This is a genomic window from Mesorhizobium sp. M7A.F.Ca.AU.001.01.1.1, assembly GCF_004022735.1.
GTDB classification, from domain to species: domain Bacteria; phylum Pseudomonadota; class Alphaproteobacteria; order Rhizobiales; family Rhizobiaceae; genus Mesorhizobium; species Mesorhizobium ciceri.
In genome coordinates this window covers 1-5,607 of the sequence record NZ_RZPF01000437.1, presented here as the reverse complement: position 1 = coordinate 5,607, position 5,607 = coordinate 1, and the positions used below count along the sequence as shown (strand labels likewise).

Annotated in this window: 4 protein-coding genes; all 4 read right to left on the bottom strand. The window is 62.2% G+C overall.

All coding sequences use genetic code 11. The features are described 5' to 3' along the window. Positions 1 to 1,171 (bottom strand): hypothetical protein (locus EN884_RS23520; RefSeq protein ID WP_128360760.1); only part of this gene is annotated, 1,171 nt, incomplete at its 3' end. A 260-nt stretch (positions 1,172 to 1,431) separates the two neighbouring features. Then, positions 1,432 to 3,237, bottom strand: coding sequence for an ABC transporter ATP-binding protein (locus EN884_RS23515; RefSeq protein ID WP_063170224.1), 1,806 nt, complete (start codon positions 3,235 to 3,237; stop codon positions 1,432 to 1,434). 378 nt (positions 3,238 to 3,615) lie between these two features. Continuing rightward, complete coding sequence (locus EN884_RS23510) at positions 3,616 to 4,026, bottom strand: GNAT family N-acetyltransferase (RefSeq protein WP_063167907.1); 411 nt, start codon at positions 4,024 to 4,026, stop codon at positions 3,616 to 3,618. Positions 4,027 to 4,062: 36 nt separating this feature from the next. Next, positions 4,063 to 5,607 (bottom strand): NAD+ synthase (locus EN884_RS23505; RefSeq protein ID WP_128360759.1); only part of this gene is annotated, 1,545 nt, incomplete at its 5' end.

Here is a 5,607-nt window from a genome sequence, read left to right as displayed (position 1 = left end):
GGCCGAAATCATCGGAACTGAGGCGGGTCCAGCGGGCGCCCACCAATCCACCGCTAAAGATGTCGCCGGAGCGGACCGCTTCCGTGACCTCGGCGATCCGCGAGCGGACCATCGTTCCCCCGGCATAGCGGAAGAAGACATTCTTGTAGCCAAAGAGTTGGGATATGAATCTGGTCTGCGTCTGCCCGGTGATGCCCACGCAGCCCATCTCCCATGCGGCGGCGACAAGCGCATCCAGCGTCGCGCCCCAATGCGATCCGAATGCCTGGATTTGCAACAGGTTCGCCATGTCGCCGGCTTGACCATAGAAGGCATAACAACCGAGCATTTTGCCCGTTTCGTCGTAGATCCCACCGAAATGAAGGGGGCCGTCGGCCCGCTTCTCGGCCGCCAGCGCAAGCAGCCGTGGCAACTCCCCATCCTTCCAACTCGGCCGAAGAGCGTAACCAGACAGGAGGGTCGGCAGTTCCTCGGCAAATTGCACGGCATTGATCGGCTCACGGTGGGTGCGATGCGACGATGAATGCTGGACGGGGGGCTCGAACCTTCTTTTCGCAAGAGCATCGAATGCTCGCGCAAAGGGGTCGAGTACAAGGTGAGGCAGGCCGGGCCATTTACGGTGCAGTGCGGCGGCGGCCATTCCCGCCGGCCGGAAGACATATGTCCATCCCAGACAATGCACCGGCAGGAGTTGATACTTCATCGGGCGCGCGAAGGCTAAGGATGTCCGGTTGGCCGAATCGGTCAGCTGCAGATCGAATTCGCCTTGATGCAATGCCCGCAGCAATTGCGGTCCGGCCGAGCCGTCATCGGTGCCGGGGTCGGCCATGAGCGGCCCGATGATCGCCGCATTCAATGGCGCACCATTGAGCTCGTAGCGGGCTTTCAAAACGCCGAGGAACCCACCCAGGCGGCCCTGCCGGTTGATCTGGACAAGAGCGTTGCTTTCACCGGAGTGGCCGGCAGGGTCGAGATAAATCTCTCTCATATACGCGGCCGTTTCGGCGATCGCGCGATCGAGGAGGTGACGGCGCCGCCGGCGAAACTTCGTCAGGAAGAGTGCGGCGACGCGCTCGAGATCTTCGGCAGCAAGCGGCCGAACCGAGCCATGCTGAGATTCCAGCACTGACGGCGCAGCCAACTTTTCCTCGGCATTCGCAGAAAGATGCATCGTGAAAAACGTCCGTGGGTTGCCTCCATCGGATATATATCAACCATTGGTAGAAACAACGTATCTCGGTCAATATGATGAACAGAGGTCCCAAGACTTACTATCCGGACAGGACTTCACAGGCAAATCAAGTCGGCCAGCATCACGGCGCTGATCGACGGGTCGACTGCCTCCCTGCGATCGCATCTCCTGCTCCAGCCCGCTGGGCTGACCGTGCCTGACAGAGGCGGCCTCCGGCCGAAGCTGGAGGCCGCCTCAGGTCAGCTGACAAGTCCCTTGGTCAGTTCGAGCGCCTGGCGTTCGAACAGGCGACGGTAGATGCCGCCTTTCAGCCGGATCAGTTCGTCATGCGAGCCTTCCTCGACGATGTTGCCGCGATCGAAGACCAGCAGCCTGTCGAGCGCCCGCACTGTCGAAAGCCGGTGCGCGATGACCAGCGTGGTGCGGCCGACCATCAGCCGCTCCATCGCCTGCTGGATCAGCACCTCCGATTCCGAATCGAGGCTCGATGTCGCCTCGTCGAGGATCAGGATGCGCGCATCGGCAAGGAAGGCGCGCGCGATCGCCACGCGCTGACGCTCGCCACCCGACAGTTTCACGCCGCGTTCGCCGACCAGTGTACCGTAGCCCTTTGGCAGGTTGGTGATGAAGTCATGCGCACTCGCCAGCTTGGCGGCATGCTCGATCTCCTCCTGCGACGCACTCGGCCTGGCATAGGCGATGTTTTCGGCCAGCGACCGGTGGAACAGGATCGGCTCCTGCTGAACGATGGCGATCTGCCCGCGCAGCGAGGCTTGCGCCACCTGCGAGATGTCCTGACTGTCGACCAGGATTTTCCCCGCGTTCACGTCATAGAGCCGCTGGATAAGCTTGACGAAGGTCGTCTTGCCCGACCCCGAATGGCCGACCAGCCCGACGCGCTCACCCGGCGCGATATCGACCGAAAAGTCGCGGTAAAGCGCGGATCGGTGATGGCCATAGTGAAAGGTGACGTTGTCGAAGCTGATCCGTCCTTCGGTGATCCGGATCGGCTTGGCACCTGGCCGGTCCTCGATGCCGAGCGGTTCGGACTGGAAATCGACCAGCTCTTCCATATCGTTGATGGAGCGCTGCAGGTTGCGGATATGCGTGCCGATGTCCCTGAGATAGCCCTGCAGCACAAAGAGCGAGGTCAGCACGAACGCAACGTCGCCGGCGCTCGCCTGCCCCCACGACCACAGCATCAGCGCCAGGCCGATCACCGCAGCGCGCATGACCAGCAGCAGCACCCCTTGCGTGGTGCCGTTGATGGTGCCGCGCACCCAGGTGCGCCGTGTACGCGCACGCCATTTGGCGACGACCTTGGCCAGGCGGCGTTCTTCGCGCTCCTCGGCGCCAAAGCCCTTGACCACGGCGTTGCAGCTGACCGCGTCGGCCAGCGAGCCGCCGAGGCGGGTATCCCAGGTGTTGGCGAGCCTTGCCGCCGGCGCGACATAGCCAAGTGACAGCAGCGCCGTCACCGTGATGAACAGCACCGAACCGGCAGCAACGACCGCACCCATCAACGGCCAGAACCAGCCGAGCAGCAACGTCGACCCGACCAGCATGACGACCGACGGCAGCAGTGCGATGAGGATGGTGTCGTTGAGCAGGTCGAGCGCCCACATGCCGCGCGTCACCTTGCGGACGGTCGAGCCGGCAAAGCTGTTGGCATGCCAATCGGTGGAAAAGCGCTGAACGCGATGGAAAGCATCGGCGGCGATGTCGGCCATCATCTTCAAGGTCAGCTCGACGATGCCCATGAACGCCAGGTTGCGCAACACGACGCCGGCCAGCGCCAGCGCCATCAACATCGAGAACGCCGTCAGCGCGGCATTCCAGGCAATCGCGTCGGCGGCGGCGCTGCTGGCGACGGCGTCGACCAGCCGGCCGGAATAGAGCGGCGTCAGCACATCGGCCAGCGTCGACAGCAGGAAGCTGGCCATGATGAGCGAAAGCCGCCACGGCTGGCGCCGCCAATGGGTAAGCGTGAAGCCAAGAACGCTGCGAAAGGCGCTCGCGCGCAAATCGATCTTGAAACGAGCCATGATGTCATTCGGGCACAAACGAGCCCGATCCCAGTAGGTCGAAAATTGAAGAAGCCGCGCAAGGGCCAATGATTGCCCGGAAGCGGAGTGGCATATTTGGCGTATCGCCCATAACCGGGCGGCGATCGGCATCGGCATAAGCCTGTGCTCGATCCGGCATCGGCACGAAGGGCAAACCTTCGCGGAGCGCCGGATGAGACCTAGGCTTCGCGGCCTCGCATTACCATGTGAAATACTGCCATTCGGACCTCCCGCAAGACAATTGCGGAGCGGTTCTTATAGAGACGCTCCGATGCACCGCCAAGACGGGCTGACGCCAAAAGCGTATCTGGTCCAACCACTGCGATTATTTTGCAACAATGGCGGGCAAGCCGCGCCTCATTCAGGAACGCGATCCAAGCGCATGTAGCGGCCATCGGTCGATGGCTTGAACCCGAGCTTTTCATACATGCCATGGGCATCGCTGGTCGACAGGCTCCAATGGAAAACGGTCCTGACCTCCGGATGATCGATCAGGGCCTGGACGAGCCGGCTTCCTATGCCCTGCCCGCGATTCTCCGGCCAGATGATGATATCGGCGAGATAGGCGAATACGGTGCGGTCGGTGATCGCCCGGCCGAAGCCGACTTGCCTGCCATCGACATAGGCGCCGACGCAAAGCGAGTTGGCAAAGGCGCGGCGATGGACTTCGTCAGTGCGTCCGGCGCCCCAATAGCTTGCCATCAACAGGTCCGATGTCGCACGGAAATCGATCCGTGACATGTCGAAGCTGATCTCACAATCGGGCATGGTTGTCTCCGGCCGCGCCGCGTGCGCTTTCGGTACCTAGCTGCGATCCCTGAAACGATTGGTGATGGGGTAGCGGCGGTCGCGGCCAAAATTCTTTTTCGTGATCTTCACGCCTGGCGCCGCCTGCCGTCGCTTGTATTCTGCGATGTAGAGCAGGTGCTCGATGCGCGTCACCGTCGCCCGGTCATGGCCGCGCGCTACGATGTCGTCGACACCCATCTCATTCTCGACCAGGCATTCGAGGATATCGTCCAGCACCGGATAGGGCGGCAGCGAATCCTGATCGGTCTGGTTCTCGCGCAATTCCGCCGACGGTGCCTTGTCGATGATGTTCTTCGGGATCACCTCGCCCGAGGGGCCCAGCGCACCCGGCGGCACGTGGCTGTTGCGCCAGCGCGACAGCGCGTAGACCTGCATCTTGTAGAGGTCCTTGATCGGATTGAAGCCGCCATTCATGTCGCCATAGAGCGTGGCATAACCGACCGACATCTCGCTCTTGTTGCCGGTGGTGACGACCATTGAGCCGAACTTGTTGGAGATCGCCATCAGGATGGTGCCGCGTGCGCGGCTCTGCAAATTCTCCTCGGTGATACCTTCCTTGGTGCCTTCGAACATCTGCGTCAGCGCGTGCAGGAAGCCCTCGACCGGCTCGAAGATGGGCACGATGTCATAGCGGCAGCCGAGAGCGCGGGCGCAATCCTCGGCATCTTTGAGCGAATCCTTCGAGGTATAGCGGTAGGGCATCATCACCGCGCGCAGCCGTTCCTCGCCGAGCGCATCGACGGCCAGCGCCGCGCAGATCGCCGAATCGATGCCGCCGGACAGACCAAGCACGACGTTCTTGAAGCCGTTCTTGTTGACGTAGTCGCGCAGGCCCAGCATGCAGGCGCGATAGTCAGCCTCCTCCCGGTCCGGGATTTTCGACATCGGCCCTTCCGAGCAGACCCAGTGATCGCCTTGTCTCTTCCAGGTGGTGACGTCGACCGCTTCCTCGAACTGGCTCATCTGGAAGGCAAGCGTCTTGTCGGCGCCAATGGCAAACGAAGCGCCGTCGAAGATCAGCTCGTCCTGGCCGCCGAGCTGGTTGGCATAGATCATCGGCAGCCCGCATTCGATGACCTGGCGGATGACGACCTGGTGGCGGACATCGATCTTGGCGCGATAATAGGGTGAGCCGTTCGGCACCAGCAGGATTTCCGCCCCGCTTTCGGCCAGCGTCTCGCAGATATCGACATCGCCCCAGATGTCCTCGCAGATCGGAATTCCGATGCGCACGCCGCGGAAATTGACCGGCCCCTGGATCTCGGGTCCGGCCTGGAAGACGCGCTTCTCGTCGAACTCGCCGTAGTTCGGCAGATCGAGCTTGTAGCGTTCGGCGATGATCTTGCCGCCGTCGGCGAAGATGATCGAATTGTGCGTGCCGCTCTTGCGCTTCAACGGCGTGCCGATGATGACGCCGGGACCGCCATCCGCGGTGTCGGCGGCAAAGTCCTGTGCCGCCTTTTCGCAGGCTTTCAAAAAGGCCGGCTTCAGCACCAGATCCTCCGGCGGGTAGCCGGCGAGGAAAAGCTCGGTATAGAG

Excerpts from the sequence above, each read along its gene's own strand:
- EN884_RS23510 (WP_063167907.1), bottom strand. The coding sequence starts at position 4,026 with ATGCCCGATTGTGAGATCAGCTTCGACATGTCACGGATCGATTTCCGT.
- EN884_RS23515 (WP_063170224.1), bottom strand. The coding sequence starts at position 3,237 with ATGGCTCGTTTCAAGATCGATTTGCGCGCGAGCGCCTTTCGCAGCGTT.